Origin of the sequence: Acinetobacter towneri (assembly GCF_017498585.1) — a bacterium.
Taxonomy (GTDB): Bacteria; Pseudomonadota; Gammaproteobacteria; order Pseudomonadales; family Moraxellaceae; genus Acinetobacter; species Acinetobacter towneri.
This window is the reverse complement of record NZ_CP071766.1, coordinates 626971-649064: the sequence shown is the minus strand read 5'-3', so window position 1 is coordinate 649064 and position 22094 is coordinate 626971. Positions and strand designations below refer to the sequence as shown.

General features: G+C 42.5%; 18 protein-coding genes. 8 read left to right on the top strand and 10 right to left on the bottom strand.

The genetic code is table 11. The features are described from left to right. Window positions 1-31: 31 nt before the first annotated feature. Window positions 32-214, top strand: a complete 183-nt coding sequence (locus J4G44_RS03065; RefSeq protein WP_004970207.1) for a hypothetical protein — start codon at window positions 32-34, stop codon at window positions 212-214. A 549-nt stretch (window positions 215-763) separates the two neighbouring features. Next, on the top strand, window positions 764-1663 hold the full coding sequence (gene omp33-36, locus J4G44_RS03060) for a porin Omp33-36 (protein ID WP_207973846.1): 900 nt from the start codon (window positions 764-766) through the stop codon (window positions 1661-1663). Between the two features lie 91 nt (window positions 1664-1754). Here the strand turns inward: omp33-36 and J4G44_RS03055 are convergent, their stop codons facing one another. The 3 genes from J4G44_RS03055 to J4G44_RS03045 form a co-directional block, all read right to left on the bottom strand. Further along, a complete protein-coding gene (locus J4G44_RS03055) occupies window positions 1755-2453 on the bottom strand; it encodes an ion channel (protein WP_207973845.1) in 699 nt (232 codons plus the stop codon). Window positions 2454-2655: 202 nt separating this feature from the next. Then, a complete protein-coding gene (locus J4G44_RS03050; protein WP_207973844.1) occupies window positions 2656-4365 on the bottom strand; it encodes a cation acetate symporter in 1710 nt (569 codons plus the stop codon). A gap of 1 nt (window position 4366) precedes the next feature. Continuing rightward, on the bottom strand, window positions 4367-4699 hold the full coding sequence (locus J4G44_RS03045; protein WP_167845675.1) for a DUF485 domain-containing protein: 333 nt from the start codon (window positions 4697-4699) through the stop codon (window positions 4367-4369). A 185-nt stretch (window positions 4700-4884) separates the two neighbouring features. Between J4G44_RS03045 and J4G44_RS03040 the strand changes: the two genes are divergently transcribed. Both J4G44_RS03040 and J4G44_RS03035 read left to right on the top strand, forming a co-directional pair. Continuing rightward, entirely contained in the window at window positions 4885-8376 is a 3492-nt protein-coding gene (locus tag J4G44_RS03040) for a PAS domain-containing hybrid sensor histidine kinase/response regulator (RefSeq protein WP_004970213.1), read from the top strand. Between the two features lie 536 nt (window positions 8377-8912). After that, entirely contained in the window at window positions 8913-9680 is a 768-nt protein-coding gene (locus J4G44_RS03035; RefSeq protein WP_096902222.1) for a hypothetical protein, read from the top strand. Window positions 9681-9805: 125 nt separating this feature from the next. Here the strand turns inward: J4G44_RS03035 and J4G44_RS03030 are convergent, their stop codons facing one another. Further along, window positions 9806-11506: an NAD-dependent malic enzyme gene (locus tag J4G44_RS03030; protein WP_004970216.1), complete on the bottom strand. Its 1701-nt coding sequence runs from the start codon at window positions 11504-11506 to the stop codon at window positions 9806-9808. Window positions 11507-11710: 204 nt separating this feature from the next. Continuing rightward, a complete protein-coding gene (locus tag J4G44_RS03025) occupies window positions 11711-11992 on the bottom strand; it encodes a DUF2798 domain-containing protein (protein ID WP_180044113.1) in 282 nt (93 codons plus the stop codon). 195 nt (window positions 11993-12187) lie between these two features. Here J4G44_RS03025 and argS point away from each other — a divergent pair, with 195 nt between their 5' ends. Then, window positions 12188-13978: an arginine--tRNA ligase gene (argS, locus tag J4G44_RS03020; RefSeq protein WP_104852866.1), complete on the top strand. Its 1791-nt coding sequence runs from the start codon at window positions 12188-12190 to the stop codon at window positions 13976-13978. 34 nt (window positions 13979-14012) lie between these two features. Further along, on the top strand, window positions 14013-14621 hold the full coding sequence (locus J4G44_RS03015; protein ID WP_004970222.1) for an SPOR domain-containing protein: 609 nt from the start codon (window positions 14013-14015) through the stop codon (window positions 14619-14621). Between the two features lie 95 nt (window positions 14622-14716). On the opposite strand, the gene J4G44_RS03010 is transcribed toward J4G44_RS03015, so the two are convergent. From J4G44_RS03010 to J4G44_RS03000, 3 genes are all read right to left on the bottom strand, one after another. Then, a complete protein-coding gene (locus J4G44_RS03010) occupies window positions 14717-15370 on the bottom strand; it encodes a glutathione S-transferase family protein (RefSeq protein ID WP_207973843.1) in 654 nt (217 codons plus the stop codon). A 123-nt stretch (window positions 15371-15493) separates the two neighbouring features. After that, window positions 15494-15892 (bottom strand): OsmC family protein, encoded by a 399-nt coding sequence (locus tag J4G44_RS03005; RefSeq protein ID WP_004970227.1) that lies wholly within the window; start codon window positions 15890-15892, stop codon window positions 15494-15496. Between the two features lie 32 nt (window positions 15893-15924). After that, the gene (locus tag J4G44_RS03000) at window positions 15925-16872 is read right to left on the bottom strand and encodes a pirin family protein (RefSeq protein WP_004970229.1); all 948 of its coding nucleotides are present in this window, start codon (window positions 16870-16872) and stop codon (window positions 15925-15927) included. Between the two features lie 147 nt (window positions 16873-17019). Here J4G44_RS03000 and J4G44_RS02995 point away from each other — a divergent pair, with 147 nt between their 5' ends. Then, a complete protein-coding gene (locus J4G44_RS02995) occupies window positions 17020-17982 on the top strand; it encodes an IS30 family transposase (RefSeq protein ID WP_207973842.1) in 963 nt (320 codons plus the stop codon). Between the two features lie 212 nt (window positions 17983-18194). Beyond that, complete coding sequence (locus J4G44_RS02990; RefSeq protein WP_004970230.1) at window positions 18195-19487, top strand: GGDEF domain-containing protein; 1293 nt, start codon at window positions 18195-18197, stop codon at window positions 19485-19487. A 214-nt stretch (window positions 19488-19701) separates the two neighbouring features. Here the strand turns inward: J4G44_RS02990 and guaA are convergent, their stop codons facing one another. Together guaA and J4G44_RS02980 are read right to left on the bottom strand one after the other, a co-directional pair. Beyond that, a complete protein-coding gene (gene guaA / locus J4G44_RS02985) occupies window positions 19702-21270 on the bottom strand; it encodes a glutamine-hydrolyzing GMP synthase (RefSeq protein WP_096902212.1) in 1569 nt (522 codons plus the stop codon). A gap of 224 nt (window positions 21271-21494) precedes the next feature. Then, window positions 21495-21917 carry a DoxX family protein gene (locus J4G44_RS02980; RefSeq protein ID WP_207973841.1) on the bottom strand — a complete coding sequence of 141 codons (423 nt, stop codon included), beginning with the start codon at window positions 21915-21917 and terminating at the stop codon, window positions 21495-21497. Window positions 21918-22094: the final 177 nt, after the last annotated feature.

The window sequence follows — 22094 nt, the reverse complement described above, 5'->3', positions numbered from 1 at the left end:
CCAGTTTTTGAAAGAAAACTGGGATTTTTTTATGGGTTTTGATCATATCACACCCTCAAACTGCACCATATCAGTGCAATTTTCGCAAAACCATTTGCGTTTTCACATGCAAAAAAAACCCAACCTTGGGGAAAGTTGGGCAGATAAAAAGCAAACAATTATGGAGAATCAGATCGCACTACTGGATGAACCAAGCTTAGGATTTGATGGTTAAATTATGAGATAAGTCACATAATTTACAAACCCGACTTAAGTAGTAGGACTTCATGGTGGAATTATGAAATAAATCACAGTTTATGTAAAGCCTAGTCAACCAGTCTAATTTATTTTTATACAAATAGTCAAAATTAATGTGATTAAATTCACATTATGCCGACTATTCCACTAAAATTTATTCTGAACAGACCTTATTTTTAGTTTGTTTTTTATCCAAAAATCATGATTTCACCCTAAAACAGGTGAATTTTTCCGTTATTCTTCACTCTCCAAGAATTATTATTACAGATAATTTCAATTAAATTTATCGATTAATCCAATTAATGCTTTGCTTATTATTTCTACTTTTGTTGCAAAAACGAACATATCGACTTGTTATCCATACAGTTTTTAGGTTGACAGCAAAAATTTTATTTGAATATTTTTTAAACACCAAAGTCAATTGGACTTAATTCTTAAATAAAGTCCTTTTAGTTCATTGACTTAATAATTTGTTACACTAAAATGATCAATGTTTCATCCATTTTTAACAAAACTGGTAACTATCATGAAAAAACTCGGTTTAGCCACTGCATTATTATTAGCCATGACCGGTGCTCAAGCGTACCAATTCGAAGTTCAAGGTCAATCTGAATACATCGACAATACAGTAAACGATAAGAATTTCACTGGTGCTGTTCAAGGTACTTACTACTTCAAAAATGTTGATGCGACTAAAGGTCCATTGGCTGAAGCTGCATTCTTAAACCAAGCGTCTAACTTCTCTTTAGCATACAACTATGGTGAATATGACGAAGATGGTTTAGATATCGTTTCTCACACATATGGCGCTAAAGCTGAAGCGTATGTACCAACTCAATTAGTTCCAGTTTATGCAAGTGCAGCATATAGCCATACAATTAATGACAGCAAAAATAACCTTGAGTTTGATGACCAAGGCGACCGTTATGCCTTAGAACTTGGTGCAGTAGTAGCGCCGAACTTCTTAGTTGCTGTAGGTTATACAAGCGTTGCAGACCAAACTTCTTATGATGCTTTCAACATCCTTTCTAATGGTGTTGCTAAAGCAGCGCTTGAGTCAGGCACAATTGCTGAAGACCAAGATGCAATCACTGCACGTACAAAATACGTAGGTGCAATTGACGGCACCAATATGGCTGTTGGTTTTGAAGCAGGTCTAGTTTACGGTGAAAGCACTGCTTATAACTTAAAAACTGATCTTTATTTAACACCAGCACTTAGCGTTGGTGCGTCATACATGGAGTCAAGCTACAACGATTCTCCAAATAAAGCTTGGGGCGCGAACGTAAACTACTTCATCACTCCTGCGGTTTCAGTAGGTGCAAGCTATGTAAATGCAAACTTCGAAGCAGCTAAAGCAGCAGAAGAAGACGCTGATGTACTTGACACTCAAACTGTTGGTGTAAACGCTAAATTCCGTTTCTAATTTCACATTAGATACCGAAGTTAAAAAAAGACGCTCATCTGAGCGTCTTTTTTTATGCCTGAAATATGTCATGAAAAATTTGCACGCTGTTTTACTCAGCCGAATCATCATGGTGATGATGTGGTAAGTGGCGAATGTACTGCAATGCGATTAAACGTGACACGATCAATGCCAAATACATCACGCCACAGAACATTTGCAACATGGCAATCACCCGTGCTTCTGGGCTGATCGGTATAAGATCAGATAAGCCTGTCGCAGACTGCAAACTAAAACTTAAAAATAGTAAATCTAGCCAACTTTGCAAACCTACAGCATTTGGGTTCTGAAAACTTTGCGGAATCAGAATCTGGCAAATGCTATATAAAAAGGCAAAACCCCAAGCGATTAAGGTAAACACCGCTGCAGCAGCAAACAGCTCATCTTTAGTTAAATAGCGATCATGGAACATATAACGCAATAAACCATAAGCGGCACTAAAATAGGCTGCAGCTTCACAAGCATGACTCATCACCAAAATAAGAGGATGCCGCACACCTAGTAAAATAAAGAATGAAAAGAACAAAGCCGCATAAACAAAACTGAGCCCCAAAACACTCAACATTGGCGCTTGTCGAATCACTTTAGCAATGAGCAGCAACACCAATACCCCCACCATCCACGTGATGACTTTATAGGGCATGTTGTGATGTGCAAAGAGTGAGAGCAGCAAAATCAAAAACTGCAAAAACAACAGCCATGCCGAAGGCAAGACCCGAAATCTTTTCCAGACATTGTCTAATATGTACATACATCTACTGCCTATTCTTTTTATATTGCATCCAACATAGCAGCTTATTTGCGCATGCAATGCAATCTCTCTGTATCAAAATTGCATATCTCAATAACCGTATCCACAAATGCTCAAAATATTTATCGGCATGCTTGCTCAAGCCAACATACAGGCATAAAAAAAGTCCCATGACTGGGACTTTTTTGAGGTGTTTCAGACCTTAGTGGTCAGATGCACCAGAGATACCAATACCTGTTTGTGAGCGTACGAACTGTGCATCGAATGCTTTACGTTCAGCTTGTGCTTGCGCAGAGTTATCTGTAATAGAGAAGAACCAGCAGCAGAAGAATGAAAGTGGCATTGCAAAGATCGCAGGACCGTTAAATGGGTTGATTGGTGTATCAGAAATTTGCAGCGTATCGACCCAAACTGCTTTAGACAATACAATCAAGGTTACTGCTGAAGCTAGACCAGCAACACCACCGATTACCGCACCACGAGTCGTTAAGCCTCTCCAGAACATAGACAATACAAGTACTGGGAAGTTTGCACATGCCGCTACAGAGAACGCCAAACCAACCATGAACGCAACGTTTTGTTTCTCGAAAAGAATACCCAAGATCATTGCGAAGATTGCCAAGCCTAAAGTTGCAATTTTAGACATGCGAAGTTCAGATTCAGGTGTCGTTTGACCTTTCTTGAATACGTTAGCATACAAGTCGTGAGAGATTGCTGAAGCGCCAGACAATGTCAAACCAGCAACTACCGCAAGAATTGTTGCGAATGCTACTGCTGAAATGAAGCCCATGAACAAGTCACCGCCAACCGCATCAGCCAAGTGCACCGCAGCCATGTTGTTACCACCAACAAGTTCTAACTTGCCAGTAACTGCCATTTTCGCAACATCAAGGAATTGTGGGTTGTTTGATACATAAAGGATCGCACCAAAACCAATGATGAAGGTTAATAGGTAGAAGTAACCAATGAAACCGGTTGCTACAACTACTGATTTACGTGCTTCTTTCGCGTCTTTTACTGTGAAGAAACGCATCAAGATGTGTGGTAAACCTGCAGTACCAAACATTAACGCAAGACCAAGTGAAATCGCATCAATTGGGTTAGACGCTAATTTACCAGGACCCATAATGTTTGCAGCATCTGCCAAGCTCAAGTCATGTACTTTAGCGAAGACTTGGATCGATTGCTCAAACATGTTAGTGAAGCTGAAGCCCACACCTTTCATTACCATGAAGGCCATGAAAGTTGCACCTGAAAGTAACATCACCGCTTTGATGATCTGTACCCAAGTTGTTGCCAACATACCACCAAACATTACGTAAGCCATCATGAGTAGACCCACGATTACTACTGCAAGGTTGTAGTTCAAACCAAAGAGAAGTTTGATTAACTGACCCGCACCTACCATTTGTGCAATCAGGTAGAATGCAACTACGACAAGCGAACTGAATGCTGCAAGGGTACGTACTGGCTTTTCAGCTAAACGGAACGATACAACGTCAGATAGGTTATATTTCCCTAAGTTACGTAAACGCTCAGCAATCAAGAACAATACGATTGGCCAACCGACCATGAAGCCAAGTGAATACAGCAAGCCGTCAAAGCCTGACATAAACACCATTGCGGAAATACCCAGGAACGACGCTGCTGACATATAGTCACCTGCAATCGCGAGACCATTTTGGAAACCTGAAATACCACCACCTGCGGTATAGAAGTCCTTAGTGCTTGTGGTTTGCTTCGCTGCCCATTTAGTAATGAACAAAGTTGCGCCCACGAAAATCAAGAACATAATAATTGCAGGCCAGTTGGTTGGCTGCTGTTCTGCTGCACCTAAATCTGGTCCTGCAAATGCCATACCTGACATTAATACAGTAGACGCAGCCAGTGCTTTCAATGAATTCCATTTCATCTTAGTGCGTTCCTTTCTCATGTGTAATTGCTTCAACTTCACGCATCGCTTCTTCGTTCAATTGGTCAAGTTTGCCATTCGCAATTGATGAATAAACAGCACACAAAATGAAAGATAAAACGATAATGCTCAGACCTAATGGAATACCCCAAGTCGTCACACCGCCAGAAATTGAACTCAATAAGAATTCTTTGTTATAGCCCACTAAAAGCATGAAACCTACGTACACAAACAACATGATTGCTGTTAATGTCCAACTTAGGTTACTTTTTCTGCGAACCATTTCTTTGAATTTTGGGTTTTGTAGAATGCGTTCTACTTGTACCTCATCCATAACCTGCTCCTTCAAGCGCCCTGCCTTAGGCGCAAATTTTTAATTCGAATTATTTCGAACTTAAAATTAACAATGTTGGAGCCGATTTGCAATTTAGACTTTGGTCGCTAAAAAAATGATCAACCTCAGCGCAAAGGCAATGGAATAGGCTATCATAGCCCTATTGTCGATACTTTTAAGGCATCATGAACAGCTGGCTCATTATGGGGGTTTTAGCCCTCTATATCGCATTACTTTTTATCTGTGCTTTCTATGGGGAAAAACACGCCAGTCGTTTAAGCACGCGTGGGCGCATGCTCATGTTCAGCTTAACTTTAGGGGTGTACTGTTCATCATGGACTTTTTATGGTGCAACGGGCGCAGCCGTTCGTGAAGGGATCATTTTTTTACCCATTTATTTAGGGCCATTGCTGTTTGTCGCTGTTGGTTATGATATTTGGCGACGTTTAGGTCGAGTGCGACAACACCACGCCATTTCATCGATTGCTGACTTTGTTGCTGCACGTTACGGTAAAAGCGGGCCATTGGCATCACTGGTCACAATTTTGGCGGTGATTGCAATTATTCCCTATTTGGCTTTGCAATTACGCGCAATTGCGCTGAGTGCCGCAGTGATTTTGGATCAAAGCACCAATGTTGAAAGTACCACCAATGCGGTGTTATTCCTGACAGGTTTATTGGCTATTTTGGCGATGCTGTTTGGTACTCGACAAATTGCCAATACCGAACAACACGGCGGCTTAATGCTTGCGGTTGCCTTTGAGTCCTTTGTCAAACTATTTGCCTTGCTGGCTGTGGCCTTCTTCTTTGTATTTGAAGCGCCTGACAATATTCATCAAATTGCCAATGATGTTTCAATTACCTTCCATGAAGTACAGCTGTTTGGTGTGCCTGAAACCTTTTGGGTGCAAACCTTATTGGCGGCATTAGCGATTATTTGTTTGCCGCGTCAGTTTCACGTTGCTGTGGTCGAACTGCGCGATGAAAAACATATTCGGGGTGCGCGTCGCTGGTTTGCCGTTTATCTGATTTTAACCACCATCGCGATTGTTCCAATTGCCAGTTGGGCCTTGCACGCAGCTCCGCAATATTTAGCCATCCCAGATGTAGCGGTTTTGTCTTTGCCACTCAGTTATAACCAAGACTGGTTGACGCTGTTGGCGTTCTTGGGAGGATTCTCCGCCTCAACAGGCATGCTATTGGTATCTTCAGTAGCACTGTCGATCATGCTGAGTAATGACCTGATCATGCCTGCCTTGTGGCGCATGGGCATTTTCTCACGCCATGACAAGCGCTTGCCTTTGGTACTGAAATTCACCCGACGCATTTGTATTTTAGCGGTGATGCTGCTCGGCTTCCTGTTCTTCAACTTCTTTAACGATATTGATCAACTTTCTGTGTTTGGCTTGTTGGCCTTTAGTGCAGTGGCACAGTTCTCCCCTGCCCTGATTGGGGGGTTATATTGGCGTGGTGGCAGTAAACAGGGCGTTTATGCAGGCTTAATTGTTGGATTTGCGATGTGGGCCTATACCCTGCTACTTCCGACTATTTTACGCAGCCTGCCAAGTCAGTTCAGCGAGTTTACCCGTGAATTTTTATTGCTGGGACCTTTAGGCATCAACTGGTTACGCCCTGAAGCCTTGCTTGGCTTTGAATCTTTTGCCCCGCTCACACATGGGGTGGTTTGGGCGCTCGGTTTAAATATTTTGTTATATGTTTGGGTGTCACGTATTTTCCGCCCAAGTGTGGCAGAACAGATTCAGGCCGAAAGTTTCTTTTATTATGAAACCAAGCCTTTGCCAACTCAGAACATGAGCAACGAGGTCAGCTATTCACATCAGGATGTAGCGCGTTTAAAAGTAGGCGATTTAATCACACTGGCAAAACGCATTACAGGCGAATCTCCAACCCGACAAGCCTTTGAGCAGTTTAGTCAGCAAAATAATGTGGTGCTGAATGAAAATGCCAATGCCAACGGCATGTGGTGGCGTTTTACCGAACAATATTTGGCAGGCACCATTGGTGCAGCATCTGCGCGTACTTTGCTCACCACTGCCATGGTCAATAACGGACTCGCTTTAGGGCAAGTTGCGAATATTCTTGACCAAGCCTCACAATGGCAACGCTTTAACCAAAACCTAATCATGACCATGATTGACCACATGACCCAAGGCGTGAGTGTGGTAGATGAAAATATGTGTTTGGTAGCATGGAATAATCAATATCTCAAACTATTTGATTATCCTAAAGATATTGTCTATGTCGGGTGCCCAATTGCCGATTTGATTCGCTATAACGCAGAACGTGGTGAATGTGGTCCGGGCTCAATTGAAGAACACGTGCGTAAACGTATTCACTGGATGAAAATGGGCAGTGCACACGAGTTTGAACGCATCCGTAAAGATGGTCGTGTAATTCAAATGCGTGGTAATCCAATTGAAGGCGGTGGTTTCGTGACCACCTTTGCCGATATTACCGCTTTCCGTGAAAACGAAGCCGTACTTGAAGCACGGGTACAAGATCGCACACAACAATTGGCCGATGCTTTGGCAGAACAGCAATTGGCACGTGAACAAGCCGACAAAGCCAATATGTCCAAAAGCCGCTTTATTGCCGCTGCCAGTCATGACTTATTACAGCCAATGCATGCAGCGCGCTTATTCAGTACGGCTTTAGAGCAAAGTATTCAGTCCGATGAAGACCGTAAAACCCTGCAACAACTGGATCGTGCCCTGCATGGTGCAGAAAGTATGCTCTCGGCCTTGTTGGATATTGCCCGTTTGGAAGGCGGTACGATTCAGCCGAAACGTCAGGCTTATCCACTGCATGACTTACTCAGCGATTTAAGCCTGCAATTTAAATCCATTGCGGCACAACGTGGCATTGAATTCCGTGTGCATGACGTACAGTTCTGGATTGATACCGACCCACAATGGATTCGTCGTATTATTCAAAACTTTGTCAGCAATGCGCTGCGCTATACCGCCAAAGGGCGTGTAGTCGTGGGCGTATTGCGTTCCGCAGAACATCCACAACATATTCGAATTGGGGTGTGGGATACCGGTCCGGGTATTGCCGAAGAACAGCGTATTAAACTGTTTCAGGAGTTTGAGCGTTGCGGACATACGTCGCCTTGGGGTGAGCAAGGTCTAGGTCTTGGGTTAGCGATTGTGCAGCGTATGACCAGTTTGCTGAACTACCCTGTGCATGTCTATTCGGAATTGGGCAAAGGCTCGTGCTTTATGATTGAAGTGCCGATTGTCGAAGCTCCAAAAGTAGTGGCTGCACCTGTGCAAGTGGTGCCGTTGAAAACCAAAGCCTATAAAATTTTGTGTTTAGACAATGATGAAACCATTTTGGAAGGCATGGCGACCCTGCTGAGTAAATGGGGCTATCACGTATTTAAAGCCACCGAACCTGAACAAGCAATTGAGTTGATTCAACGTGAGCACATTCAAGTTTGGTTGGTCGATCAGCACTTAAATGACGATAAAATCGGTTTAGATTTTATTCTGGAACATCGTCAAGCCGATGTACCTGTGGCGTTAATTACTGCTGACTCTGATCCAGAACTACCGCAACGCTTAAAAGAACTCAACATCGTCTTGCTGAAAAAACCATTAAAACCAGCATCGCTACGTTCTTGGTTATCGGGTCTGAAAATTTCGGAGACTTGATTCACATACCTAACTTTGGCTAATTTGGGGCGCTCATCCCACAGAGATAAAGCTGAGATGAACGCACCGACCTTGTTACATTTTCTGGTTTGGTTACATTTGTTAGTCTGATGACCAAGCTTCACTTTACATAGCGAAATATGGCCACAATGAAAATCCAACACATTTGCTGTCAATATTGACAGCGATTGACCTGATGCAGCACACCAATTGACCAAACTTTTCAAAAACACTGCCTTTTGATGCGCTACAATTCACATTAAATATCATGGTCAGATTCGCTATGGCAAAGTCTGACAAGATCGTAAGCAAATACACCCAAACTTGCTTACAATTTCTTTAATTGCCGAGTTTGTAAAGGCTTTTCTGAGCACATTGCAATACATTAGACTTTAGTCTTATACATCTATTGACTATCTGCGCGCATAACTAAGTACAAGAAATGATCAGCGCATTCATCTTCAAGCCACATCCAAACAAATTTCCTGCCCTATTAAGCGTTGATCGACCTGTTTCCACGTTTTAGGAAGAATCTCATGAATACCGTGAACCATGAACAGCAGCTCGCAGAACAAACACAGCAGCTACAGCGTCAATATGGCGTAAATGCGCTATTGCCCGAAATTCACTGGGATCGTCTGTTTCAAAACAGCAAACTCAAAGCTCCTCATCTACAAGCGCTGAATACCCTGTATCAAACCGCAGTACCCTTAGCCCTACAAGTCTTTGAAGAACTCAATTTTGATGTGTTTCGCCCTGCGGCGTATCAACCACAAGGTTTAGGTCTGTTCAACAAACTTTCAGCACAGGAGGAGCAATTACTGGATGTTTTGGAACAAGAAGCGCAAGGCTTAGATCAAAGCACCCGCCAGCATATTTGGAGTATGTTATTACGTGGTGGTGCGGTACTGGTCTTTAAAGCATGGTTAGGCAAAGTCAAAACAGATGAGGCACAACTCGATACAGCTCAATTTGATGAATTGTCCGATTTGCTGTTCATTAAAACCTCACCTTTTGAGCTGGCAGAACGCTTAAAAGTCGATGCGCATGCACCCACTGAACATATTTTTCTACTGTATGGCAATGACGTGTATTTAGACCGTTTTAACAGTCTTGAAACGGCAGCCTTATTTGTCGATTTAGGCGTGTACGATGCTGCGTTTATAAGCCTGAGAGATGACCACGTTGCAAAATACCTGATTGGACAAGGCTATGTCAGTGAGCAGCAAATTGATGAATTGCAATGTGCCTTAAATCCTTTGAATTGTGCCGATTTAAATCCAAAACAGAACTATATTGCTTAGTGTGAGTTGAAGACTTAAATTCCAAGTAATCACATCGCAAACCCCATCCTATTCCAAATAAAAACAAGGCGTGCAATAGCACGCCTTGTGGCTTATTTCATTAACAATACACGAATGAATTTTGCTTAAAACGTCACACGTTTATAATCACGATATTCAGGCTTCCAGAAATTAGCCTCAATTGCCTCTCGTAATGCCTCATCACTCATGACAGCTGCAACGCCTGCATCCATTGCTGCTTTTGCGACTCTAAATGCAATAAATTTAGACACCTGCTGAATTTCATTTAAATCAGGCAATAAATCTGCATTTGGATCCTGCAACAATGGTGAGCAGTCCGCCAGCGCATTACTGGATGCAATTAACATACTGTCTGTCACACGTGTTGCCCCTGCAGCGATTACCCCTAAGCCAATACCTGGGAAAATATACGAGTTATTGCATTGGGAAATATTATAAAGTTTGCCCTGATAGTTCACTGGCTCAAATGGGCTACCTGTTGCAATTAAGGCCTTGCCTTCAGTCCACTCCAAAATATCGGCAGGAAATGCTTCAACTTGTGAGGTTGGGTTTGACAATGGCAACACAATTGGACGCTCGCAATTGGCAGCCAAGGTTTTAATCACCTCTTCAGTAAATAAACCCGGTTGCCCCGAAACCCCAATCAATACCGTTGGCTTGGCGTTTTGAATGACGTCCAACAGAGAAATCACACCTTCAGGATTGCCCCAATGTGCAACACGGTCAGGACTTTGTGCCAATTTACGTTGGAAATCGAGCAAGTTTGGCTGATTGCTGGTGAATAAGCCAAAACGATCCACCATATACACACGAGCACGTGCTTCAGCATCGCTTAAGCCTTCCACCACCATTTGCGCCACAATTTGCTCGGCAATACCACAACCTGCCGAACCTGCGCCCAAGAAGGCAATGGTTTGATCTTTCAGTTGTTTGCCTGCAGCCCGTGATGCTGCAATTAAGCTGCCCACAGAAACGGCTGCCGTGCCTTGAATATCATCATTAAAACAACAAATTTGATCACGATATTTGTTTAATAACGGCATGGCATTTTTCTGAGCAAAATCTTCAAACTGAATCAATGCCTTTGGCCAACGGCGTTTCACCGCATCAATCACCTGATCGACAAATTGATAGTATTCCTCACCACTAATACGTGGCTGATTCCAGCCCATATAGATCGGATCATTCAGTAATTGTGGGTTATTGGTGCCTACATCTAAGGTAATGGGTAAGGTATAGGCAGGACTAATACCGCCACATGCTGTATATAAAGACAGTTTTCCAATTGGAATACCCATGCCGCCAATGCCCTGATCACCCAAGCCTAAAATACGCTCACCATCGGTAATCACAATCACTTTGACATTCTTTTTATTGATGTTTTGTACAATATCATCAATATGGGCACGGTCTGGATAGGAAATAAAAATACCCCGATGACGGCGGTAAATATCGGAAAAACGCTGACATGCCTCGCCTACAGTTGGGGTGTAAATAATAGGCATCATTTCACTCAAATGCTGTTCAATCAGGTGATAAAACAGGGTTTCATTGGTGTCCTGAATGTTGCGCAAATAAATATGCTTGTTGATGGCATCGCTAAAAGCAGAATATTGCTGATACGAACGCTGGCTTTGTTCTTCAATATTTTCAATTGCATGTGGAATTAAGCCATGCAAGTTAAAACGGGTGCGTTCTTCTTCTGAAAATGCAGAACCTTTATTTAATAAAGGCAATTCTAAAAGGCCGTTGCCCGCATAGGGAATATATAAAGGACGTTTCTGCTGCAAATTTGCGGTTGTCATTGTTCATCTCATTCTAATCGGTTGCTGATGGCGCATGGATTGAGATGCACCATCTGACATCTGACTAGCTTAGCCCCTTTTGCAGCAAAGGGGGCATTTAGAAGTTTGATAGCCAAATCTGAATGATTTTTATTTCTGATAACCGTATATTTTTGAGTGCTACGCTCTTTGAATCAACCTAAACAGAGAACAATACAATCACGATTATTTCGGTGGCTGTAAAGCTGACATATCTACAATCAGGCTGGTGAACTTACGCACCATCGGCAAAACAAACAGCACCACTGGAAAAGCAAAGGCCCAAGAAATCATCCAGTTATTGAACCAGAGTGCAAAAAAACCATCAATCCAGCCTAAATTACGAATCATATTGATAAAGGAAATAATGCCACTCATCAAACATGATAAAAAGAAAGGCATTACCACCGTGGCCCATTTCATGGGTAATTTGGGTACATTGCCAAAAATCATTGCACGTTGTTTCATGCTCCAGCCTTTTCGCCTCACTGAATGCCGCATACTATGCCATGAATTGCTTGCTTAAAGGATGATTTTTCAGGCAATTTGTTCATGCTTAGCTACAATCTCTGAAATTCGATAAAGCATACAATTGCACTCCCCTAAAGCCCCTGAAATTTGCTATATTTAGCGTTTTTCTGCACATCTATTTTTCGACTAAATATGAATACGGCAATACAAGCAGCGCTCGATCATGCAGTGCAATCCCTTCAAGCTGAAGGTGTACTCCCATCTGACTGGAACAATACGAGTAATTTAACCCGTACCAAAGACCGCAGCCACGGTGATTTCGCATCAAATATTGCCATGATTGCCTCTAAAGCCGCAGGCATGAAGCCACGCGATTTAGCCGAAAAAATTCTTGCTGCTCTGCCTGAAGTTGCAGACATCAGCAAAGCAGAGATTGCAGGCCCTGGTTTTATTAACTTCTTTTTAAATGCCGACCAGCGTTTTAGTGTTTTAGATCAAATTCAAGCACAAAAACAACAATTTGGACGCAGCCAAATCAATGCAGAAAAACGCATTCAGGTCGAGTTCGTTTCTGCTAACCCAACCTCAAGCCTACACGTGGGTCATGGTCGTGGTGCGGCTTATGGTATGACAGTTGCCAATTTACTTGAAGCCACAGGTGCTAAAGTTGACCGTGAATACTATGTCAATGATGCTGGCCGTCAAATGGATATTTTGGCGACTTCAACTTACTTGCGTTATTTGGAACTGGCAGGTCAAACGCTGGTGTTCCCCAAAAATGCGTATCAGGGTGATTACGTTAAAGACATCGCACAAAGCATTTTAAAACAGGATGGTGAACGCCATGTACGCCCTGTTGCAGATGTATATAACAATGTGCCTGAAGATGTGCAATATGCGGCAGAACTCGATGCCGATGGCAACAAAGTGGTCTTGTCGGGCGACAAAGAAAAACACATTGATGGTTTGATTTTCAATTCACAAACGCTCTTGGGTGATGATTATCGCGTGTTCCATCAGGCTGCGCTGAATGCTATTTTGGCCGACATTAAAGATGACTTGGGCGAGTTTGGTGTCACCTTTAACCAATGGTTTAGCGAAGCGTCATTGACTGAAAAAATTGATGAAGCTCTGCAAACACTAGATCAACGTGGTTATCTATACGAACAAGACGGCAATATCTGGTTTAAATCGACCGCATTTGGCGATGAAAAAGACCGTGTGGTGAAACGCCGCAATGGTCAAACCACTTACTTTGCTTCAGACATTGCTTATCACCTGAATAAATTACAACGTGGCTACACAGACCTAATTGATATTTGGGGTTCAGATCACCACGGTTATATTTCACGTGTGAAAGCGGCCATTGATGCACTAGGCTACGACTCGAAAAAATTAACGGTACTGTTAGTGCAGTTCGTGAGCTTATGGCGTGGTGGTGAAATGGTACAAATGTCATCCCGTTCAGGTCAGTACGTGACCTTGCGTGATTTGCGTAAAGAAGTCGGCAACGATGCTGCACGTTTCTATTACGTCATGCGCAAATCTGAACAGCACATTGACTTTGACCTAGATTTGGCCGTTTCACAAAGTAAAGACAATGCGGTCTACTATATTCAATATGCTCATGCACGTATTTGTCGTATGCTCGAAAAAGCTGCTGCTACGCAATTGAATTTTAATGCGACAACTGCACGTCAGTTTGCCGCTAAACTTGAGCTAGATGCTGAAACTGAAATTTTAGCCAAACTGGCTGCGTATCCTGAAATTTTAGTACGTGCTGCCAACAGCCACGAACCGCATCAGGTAGGTAACTATTTGAAAGAATTAGCAGCATTGTTCCACGGTTGGTACAATGAGCATAAAGTTCTGAATGATGATGCAGCCTTGACTCAAGCACGCTTATTGCTTTCAGTAAACGTACAACAAGTCTTGCGTAATGGTTTAGAATTATTAGGTGTCTCTGCACCAGAAACAATGTAAAAGCCAAATAAAAGCATAACAAGAGGAAGTCCACGTGTTTGGAAAAACGCAACGCGGTGTATCTGAACGACCGAATAAGCCCAAAAAACCACTAATTCCAACGTGGTTAGGCACACTCGTGGTGATTTTAATCGTGTTGTGTTTTGCTGTAGCCTTAATGCTATGGAAACCGTGGGCACCTGTACAGCCTAAAGGGCAAATCAATTCTGAGCATTATCAGGAAGATACCAACAAAGACTATCGTTTTTATGATTTGCTGCCACAGCAACAGGTTACCCCAATTCCTGAGCAAGCGGTGCCTGAAACACAGCAACAGAATACCGTAGTCATTGTTGAAGCGCCTGCTGCTGTAGAGGCGCCAGCGGCCAGCGAAGCCAATGTTGGTCTGACAGAAATGCCTGCCCCTGTGGTACAAGCCAGCTATATTCTACAAGTGCGTAGCTATACCGACCCAGATGCTGCAGATGCACGTCGTGCCGAAATTATTTTGAATGGTTTATCGGCAGATGTAGTGAAAAGTGTAGAAGGTGGTGAAACTTGGTATCGGGTGATTTCAGGCCCTTATGATTCAGCCGATGCTGCAGTGATTGCTCAGCAAACTTTGCAGCATAGTGGAATTGATTCAATTGTCGTGAAACGCTAAGCCTCATTGTTATCAATCGACCAAAATCAATTAAAAAAAGATGCCTCGGCATCTTTTTTTAGGTCTATAGAACGATGTACTCACAAAAATCATCGCTAGATTTGCATTAACTGCTGCTCACGTTCGCGTGCACGCTGAAATGCAGGACGCTGTTCCACGCGTGCCAAATAAGCCGCAATCTGTGGATAATGATGCCCGGTACGGCTTTGCAATGCTTGGAGCGGGAAACCCATTTGAATATCGGCAAAAGAAAAATCCCCTGCAAAATAATCATGTTTGCCCAAATAATCTTCTAAATAAGCAATATGATCTTTTAAACGAGGCTGAATAAACCCTGCTTTAACACCTGCAGTAATTTTTTGCGCCATTGGTCGAACTAACCATGGCACATGCTGCGGCACATTGGTTATCACCAATTGCATCACTAACAATGGCATTAGCGAGCCTTCGGCATAATGCATCCAGTATTGATATGCTTGCTGTGCTGAAGCCTGCTGCGGTTTAAACTGCCTTTGCGTATCATAATGCTGCAGCAAGTACTCCAAAATGACTGCAGATTCTGCAATGGTCTGCTCTGCATCCGTCAAAATTGGTGCTTTACCCAATGGGTGAATCAGCTTCAATTCATTGGGCGCACTTAAATTGGGCTGACGGTGGTAAAACTTGATTTCATAGTCCAAACCCAGCTCTTCGAGCGCCCACAAAATGCGGAAAGAGCGGGATTGATCAAGGTGGTGTAAAGTAATCATAAACGTCCTATTTTGTTTTTATTACATCTGTTTTAAGTGATTGTTATATCTTCTGTTTCACGCAACATTATAAAAAGGCATGTCCTGCATGCCTTTTTATAAGAGACGGATTCAACTCTAGGTTTAACCCAATTCAGTACGAATTTCCACACTGCGTAACAAGGTTTTCGTCACAGGTGTTTTTTGACAGATATTCAGTACTTTTTGCTGTAATTCTGCATCTAACGCTGCTTCAGTTTGCACACGGCGTTCAATCCACTCCTGCCCTTCCTGATTGGTAAAGAAGTCCGCCTCGACCTGAATTTTGCCAAAATCCAAACCCTTATGCTGTGCATACATACGCAAGGTAATCATGGTGCAAGCGACCAAACTGCTACATAACAGATCATAAGGTGCAGGACCTGCATCTTGACCACCTAACTTTTCAGGCTCATCTACCTTCCATTGGTGCTGACCACTTTGGATCTGACCTTGCCATGCCGTGTCTAAACTGCGTACCTGTGCTGTGCCAATCTTGGCCATAAGATGCTCCCTATAGATTGATATTCCATCATTTATTTTGATGCACGCATTTTTGCGGGGAAAGTCGGCGCTTCTAAACGTGGTCCATCGTAGTCTGGTATTGTGCCAAAACGAGGATCATGATTGACCCATTGCTCACGTGCAATGCTGAGTTCCTCTTGGGTACGACCGACGAGATTCCACCACAACAAAATTGGCGACTCAAAAGGTAAACCGCCCAATAGCAACAGACGCGCACCCGCATGTAAATCTAGCTGAATTTCGGTTAAGCCCGGTTCAAGCACCAGCATATTTTCATCGTTTAATTCATGCCCATGCACAGTGGCTGTGCCTTCCAGCATCATCAAACCATATTCAAATTTAGGATTCAGCGGCAAACGGGTTGTCGTGCTGGTTTCACTATAAATATCTACCCCTAGCAACTCACTATGTACTAATACTGGTGAAGTGGTATTTAAAAATTCACCAACTAAGATGGTAAATTCCACTCCATCTAGCAAAACCACAGGCAAGTCAGGGTAATGATCAAAACGTGGCGCCATATTGCGCTGATCATCAGGTAAAGCAATCCACAGTTGCGCTGTATGCATGTGTGTTTCGGTGTCGGGAGCAACTTCGGTATGTGAAATACCATAACCCGCGGTCATTAAATTAACCTGTTTGGGACGAATCAATTGCTTAGTACCCAAACTGTCGGTATGCATAATGCTGCCTTCAATCATCCAGGTGAATGTTTGCAAACCAATATGTGGATGCGGCCCGACATCTAAGCCTTCACCTTGTGGAAAATTAACAGGACCTGCGTGATCTAGAAAACACCATGCCCCAATCATGCGTTTATGCCGACTCGGTAAAGCACGTTTAATTAAAGTTCCCTGCCCAATTTCAGCACTACGCAGTGGAAATTCCTGTATAAATTGCTTGACGTACTTATCACAATCGTCTGAATTGGAAAGCTCGGTATAATTGCTGTTGCTCATCCTATACCTCTTATATTTCTGTAAATTCCTTGACTATTAAATACGCAGATTCAAATCCCAAGTGCAACACATTTGTAGTCAGTTGAAAAAGTTAGGTGTATTCATAGAATCATTAGACTTTTTCAACTCGCAATTGGAAAGCACACAATGAAGAAATACACCCAACTTTCTCAAGATGAAAGATACGAAATTTATGCTACTTTGAAAAGTAAAAGTTCAATCGCTACCCTTGCTCGGGAGTTAGGACGTTCACGATCAACCATCTACCGTGAATTAAAAAGAAATACTGGGCAACGTGGATATAGAGCTCAACAGGCAGCTAAATTTGCAAGTCAAAGACGGTACCGTCCTTCATCATCAATGACAGCATTTGCCTTCGCTTATATTGATTATTTGATTGGTTTGGACTGGTCACCAGAACAAATTTCAGGTGCTTTAACACAACGCGGTTGGCTGGATGTACCTTCACATGAGTGGATTTACCAGTACATTTATCAAGATAAATCAAAAGGCGGTAAACTTTATCTACACTTAAGGCATCAGAAGAAATATCGAAAACGCGGTTACAAAAACACGGATCGTAGGGGTCAAATCATTGATAAAACAAGTATTCACTGCCGAGACCAGGTCATTGATCAACGACAACGTTTAGGAGATTTCGAAGGTGACACGGTGATTGGTAAACATCATAAAGGTGCTTTATTGACTCTCGTTGATCGAAAGAGCCTGTATGTACATATTGTTCATTTAGGGCCAACGAGAGCATCCTCTCAAACGATTACTTGTGCATTAGATCGTTTACAAATGAGCCATGCTTATAGTGTAACATTTGATAATGGCAAAGAATTTTCCGAACACAAAAGAATTACTGATGTTGGCATAGAGACGTATTTTGCTGATCCTTACAAGTCTATTCAACGAGCTAGAAATGAAAATACGAATGGTTTAATCCGTCAATATCTGCCAAAATCATCATCGTTTGATGACGTGTCAAACGAACAAATAGAGCAGATAGAATTTGCACTCAACCATCGTCCTAGAAAAACACTAGGTTGGTATACACCGAGTGAAGTTATGGCTGGTTTTTATACTGTTGCACTTGCCGCTTGAATCCGCCATATAGTAAATCACTAACGAAGAGCAAGATGAAATTTGTTGTTCTGATTTTTATGGTTCAAACTTGAACTACACCTTAAAATATATGGCATAATTTTGACCAAAATTTAAAAAAATAGAGAAAATACCCAAATTTAGGGAGGTTATTTTTTCTGCATTTTGCGCATAATCCTCACTATAAGTTGTCAATTTGAGTAAATATCGCTATGTCTGTAAAAGCTCGAATGGGGGAACAGACCCGTTCGAAGATTTTAAGCAATCAGGAAGCCTCAGAAAAACTTTTAAAAACAACTGAGTGTGATCTTGAAAACCGACAAGCAATTGAAAAAGCATTGCAGCACCCTGCTGCGCAACTCCCGCCGCAATTTGAAACACATTTTTATCAACACCAGAATTTACATCAGCGTCGTTATTTACGCCAAGTCAATTACATTGGGCAAATGACGTTCCTGCTGTATTTCTTTATCGATTATTTCATCATTCCAGATGTCACTACACTCTCGGCCACACTCCGTCTCAGTGCTGTTGTATTGGCGCTGATTGGCAATTATTTCTGCTTTAAATTGATCAAAGATATTCGCCTGCTAGATTTAATTTTACCAGTCAGCGCCACACTGTGCTGCGGTATTTGGTTCTATATCCTGTCGCAATCACAAAGCCCTTGGATTTCCACTTATGTGTATGCCTCGGTCATTTTTGTGCTCATGGCGAACCTATGTATTCAAGTGCGTTTCCGCCCTGCGGTCTACAATTCATTGGTCATGAGCGTACTCATGTTTTTGGGGGTGATTTCCCTCACCAATTTGCAGGATGCCTTAGTTTTTATGGTGGTGTATATCCCTGTATGTTTGTTGAGTTTGTATATCAGTTGGATCAACACCCTAAATGCCCGCCATCACTTTTTACGCAGTTTGCTGGATGACTGGAATTTTCATACCTTGCAAGCCTTGGCACACACCGATGAACTGACCCAACTCAATAACCGACGTCAGTTTGTACACATGGCAGAACACAAAATTCATGCATGGCCTAAATCTGAATCGGTCTGCTTACTAATGTTTGATGTCGACTTTTTTAAACAAATTAACGATACCTATGGGCACGATATTGGAGATCGGGTCTTACAAAATATTGCAGACATTGCTCGTAAAGAAATGCGCCGCAAGGATATTTTGGCACGCTTTGGCGGTGAAGAGTTTATCGCTCTGCTTAGTGAAACCAGCTTAGATGAAGCACTGATGATTTCAGAACGCTTAAGACAAAAAATTGCTCAGCATGAAATGTGCATTGATAAAAAATGTTTTAATTTCACTGTCTCCATTGGAGTATCCAGTTTAAAACCACAACAAACCGACTTACAGACCCTAATTAAAGAAGCCGATTTGGCCTTATACCAAGCCAAACAACGTGGACGAAATTGTGTCATCAGTTTTGATGTGGGGATGCCTGAGCCCCCTAAATCTACGGTAAAAAAAGAAATTAAATCTTGGATTGTTTAGCAGGCATAAAAAAGAGCACATGGAGTGCTCTTTTTTATGTGCAAGAGGAAAGCTAGCTGCCGCAAGCATCTTGCACCCATTTTAAAAGCCGTGCTTTAAAATGGGCTCATGTCGTAAAACTGGCAAGCAGCAGTGCTGCTTGAAACCCCGACTGCCGCGCACATAGCGCTTGGCGTAATTCAGGCACGAAGCAGTGCTTCGCGAAATCCCTGAATTACTCCCATTCAATGGTTGCAGGTGGTTTAGATGATACGTCATAAACCACACGTGAAACCTCTGCAATTTCATTCATGATGCGCGTTGAAATACGGTCAACCAAATCATACGGCAAGTGTGCGAAACGTGCAGTCATAAAGTCCACTGTTTCTACGGCACGTAGTGCGATTACCCATGCATAACGACGGCCATCACCTACGACACCAACTGATTTTACAGGTTGGAATACTGCAAATGCTTGAGCTGTTTTGTCATACCAGCCACTTGCACGTAATTCCTGCATGAAAATATCATCAGCTAGACGTAAAATGTCTGCATATTCTTTTTTCACTTCACCCAAAATACGCACGCCCAAACCTGGACCTGGGAATGGATGGCGGTAAATCATGCTGTGTGGCAAGCCTAAAGTGGTGCCAAGTTTACGAACTTCATCTTTAAACAAGTCACGTAATGGTTCAACCAATTCAAAAGCTAAATCTTCTGGTAAACCACCCACGTTGTGGTGTGATTTAATCACATGCGCTTTGCCTTGTTTGCTGGCTGCAGATTCAATCACGTCTGGGTAAATCGTACCTTGTGCCAAGAATTTCACGCCATCCAGCTTACGTGCTTCTTCGGCAAAAACTTCAATAAATTCACGACCAATGATTTTACGTTTTTTCTCTGGATCAACTTCGCCAGCCAATGCACCCAAGAAACGCTGTTCAGCGTCGGCACGAATCACGCGAATCCCCATGTTTTCTGCAAACATTTGCATCACTTGATCGCCTTCGTTCAAGCGCAACAAACCATTGTCTACAAATACACACGTTAATTGATCGCCAATGGCTTTATGCAACAATGCCGCAACCACAGAAGAATCCACACCGCCCGACAAACCAAGCAATACTTTTTCATCGCCAATTTGCTGACGTAATTGCTCTACGCGCAGGTCGATGATGTGTTCTGGTGTCCATAAACCGCGACATCCACAAATTTGATGGACGAAGTTAGACAATAACTCTGCACCTTTTGCAGTGTGTGTCACTTCTGGGTGGAACTGAATCCCATAGAAACGGCGTGTTTCATCAGAAATCATCGCCACAGGGCAGCTTGGTGTGCTAGCCGTAATTTGGAAGCCTTCTGGAATGCGTGCCACTTTATCGCCATGGCTCATCCAAACGTGCAATTGGTTTTCACGGTCTTGCAAGTTACCAATCAGTTTGTCACGTACCAAAATATCGACTTCGGCATAACCGAATTCATGTACTGAACCCGCTTCAACTTTACCGCCCAGTTGTTCTGACATGGTTTGTAAACCATAGCAGATACCCAGTACAGGTACGCCTAAGTTAAATACAATTTCAGGTGCGCGTGGACTACCCGCTTGGTGAACACTTTCAGGTCCACCCGATAAGATAATACCGTTTGGATTAAATGCACGAATGTCTTCTTCCGACATATCGTAGGCATACATTTCAGAATATACGCCCGCTTCACGAACACGACGTGCGATCAGCTGGCTATATTGCGAACCGAAATCCAGAATCAGGATACGATCTTCAGTAATTTGAGTATTGGTAGTCATGACAAACAACTATAGAAAGGCAAACGAATTAAGCGCGCTATTCTAGCATTTTTCCACGCCTTGCGCACACTATTCAGACAATCCTAAAAATGGCTATTTTTCTTCGTGATATTGCAGTGACCACATACTCTAAGTTTTAAAAGACTATGCATTTTCTATGGCATAAAAAAAGCAACCTGCTTGAAGATTGCTTAAATTGTTGAGCTAATTTTGAAATCAATGACTTACTTTTTTGCTTCCAAAAGATGGTCTAGACTTATTTTGCCTGCACCGTAAAGCATGATGTAGAAGAAACCGCCAGCCAAACCAAGGTTTTTCATAAAATTCAGCGCATCTTCTGGTGCAGCATGGAATAAAAATGCAGTTAAAAGACTAAAAACACCTAAACCCAAACCCACAACATGTGCTTGTAAACCGAATAGAATTGCCAAACCACCACCAAGTTCTAGCAAAATCACCAAAGGCAGTAGTGAACCTGAAACACCCATAGCTTGCATATAGCCCACTGTTGCATCATAGCCTGCTATTTTGCCCCAACCAGATACAATAAATAAATACGCTAAAAAAGCACGTGCAAATAAACTTACAATGGCTTGCACACTTGCTTTTTCGACCACACTTTTTAGCACAACATTTGGATTAAACATCAGATCACCTATATTTTTGATTCATTCTTGAAGACAAATACATCTTAGTTTTTTCAAAATTTAGGATAAATACGCATTTAAAAGACATGTTGTTGCATCTATGCAACGAAAAAAAACCGATGTGGCTGGTCTGGCATCCCTAAAATTGCTGTGAAAATTATTTACCTTTTCATACTG

Bases quoted from the DNA above. Each gene is read 5' to 3' on its own strand.
- J4G44_RS03065 (WP_004970207.1), top strand. From the start codon at position 32: ATGGGTTTTGATCATATCACACCCTCAAACTGCACCATATCAGTGCAA.
- omp33-36 (WP_207973846.1), top strand. From the start codon at position 764: ATGAAAAAACTCGGTTTAGCCACTGCATTATTATTAGCCATGACCGGT.
- J4G44_RS03055 (WP_207973845.1), bottom strand. From the start codon at position 2,453: ATGTACATATTAGACAATGTCTGGAAAAGATTTCGGGTCTTGCCTTCG.
- J4G44_RS03050 (WP_207973844.1), bottom strand. From the start codon at position 4,365: ATGAAATGGAATTCATTGAAAGCACTGGCTGCGTCTACTGTATTAATG.
- J4G44_RS03045 (WP_167845675.1), bottom strand. From the start codon at position 4,699: ATGGATGAGGTACAAGTAGAACGCATTCTACAAAACCCAAAATTCAAA.
- J4G44_RS03040 (WP_004970213.1), top strand. From the start codon at position 4,885: ATGAACAGCTGGCTCATTATGGGGGTTTTAGCCCTCTATATCGCATTA.
- J4G44_RS03035 (WP_096902222.1), top strand. From the start codon at position 8,913: ATGAATACCGTGAACCATGAACAGCAGCTCGCAGAACAAACACAGCAG.
- J4G44_RS03030 (WP_004970216.1), bottom strand. From the start codon at position 11,506: ATGACAACCGCAAATTTGCAGCAGAAACGTCCTTTATATATTCCCTAT.
- J4G44_RS03025 (WP_180044113.1), bottom strand. From the start codon at position 11,992: ATGAAACAACGTGCAATGATTTTTGGCAATGTACCCAAATTACCCATG.
- argS (WP_104852866.1), top strand. From the start codon at position 12,188: ATGAATACGGCAATACAAGCAGCGCTCGATCATGCAGTGCAATCCCTT.
- J4G44_RS03010 (WP_207973843.1), bottom strand. From the start codon at position 15,370: ATGATTACTTTACACCACCTTGATCAATCCCGCTCTTTCCGCATTTTG.
- J4G44_RS03005 (WP_004970227.1), bottom strand. From the start codon at position 15,892: ATGGCCAAGATTGGCACAGCACAGGTACGCAGTTTAGACACGGCATGG.
- J4G44_RS03000 (WP_004970229.1), bottom strand. From the start codon at position 16,872: ATGAGCAACAGCAATTATACCGAGCTTTCCAATTCAGACGATTGTGAT.
- J4G44_RS02995 (WP_207973842.1), top strand. From the start codon at position 17,020: ATGAAGAAATACACCCAACTTTCTCAAGATGAAAGATACGAAATTTAT.
- J4G44_RS02990 (WP_004970230.1), top strand. From the start codon at position 18,195: ATGTCTGTAAAAGCTCGAATGGGGGAACAGACCCGTTCGAAGATTTTA.
- guaA (WP_096902212.1), bottom strand. From the start codon at position 21,270: ATGACTACCAATACTCAAATTACTGAAGATCGTATCCTGATTCTGGAT.
- J4G44_RS02980 (WP_207973841.1), bottom strand. From the start codon at position 21,917: ATGTTTAATCCAAATGTTGTGCTAAAAAGTGTGGTCGAAAAAGCAAGT.